This is a genomic window from Burkholderia sp. AcTa6-5 (assembly GCF_017815075.1).
Taxonomy (GTDB): Bacteria; Pseudomonadota; Gammaproteobacteria; order Burkholderiales; family Burkholderiaceae; genus Burkholderia; species Burkholderia sola.
This window is the reverse complement of the sequence record NZ_JAGIQE010000084.1, coordinates 1-476: the sequence shown is the minus strand read 5'-3', so window position 1 is coordinate 476 and position 476 is coordinate 1. Positions and strand designations below refer to the sequence as shown.

Annotated in this window: 1 pseudogene; it reads left to right on the top strand. The window is 68.5% G+C overall.

The features are described 5' to 3' along the window. Positions 1-59 precede the first annotated feature (59 nt). Positions 60-476: pseudogene (locus J8I33_RS34310) on the top strand (LD-carboxypeptidase); the annotation flags it as partial.

Sequence of the window (476 nt, the reverse complement as noted above, 5' to 3'; positions counted from 1 at the left end):
TCGGTTTTTCCGACGCGACGTCGCTATTCTGCGCGCTTGCAGACCGGCCCGGCGTGCGCTTGTTGCATGGTCCGACATTCCACAGCCTGGCGACCAAGGTCGACGACGCGACGCGTGCCGACATGCGCGCCGTGCTGACCGGTGGCAAACGCGCCCCGCTGAGCCTGCGGCATGTGTCCGGCGCCGCTGGTGCGGTGCGGGGACGTCTGTGCGGCGGCAACGTGACGGTGCTCGCGAGCGTCGCGGGTACACGCTGGTCGCTTCGCTCACGCGATGCGATCGTACTGCTGGAAGACGTGACGGAATTCGGCTACCGGCTCGACCGCAGCCTGACGCAACTGCGTCTGAGCGGCGCGTTCGACGGGGCCCGTGCGTTCGTGCTCGGGCAATTCACGCGCTGCCCGATCCCGGACGGCGCGGATTTCACGCTCGAGCAGATGCTTGTCGACGTGCTGCGCGGCTTCGGCCTGCCGATC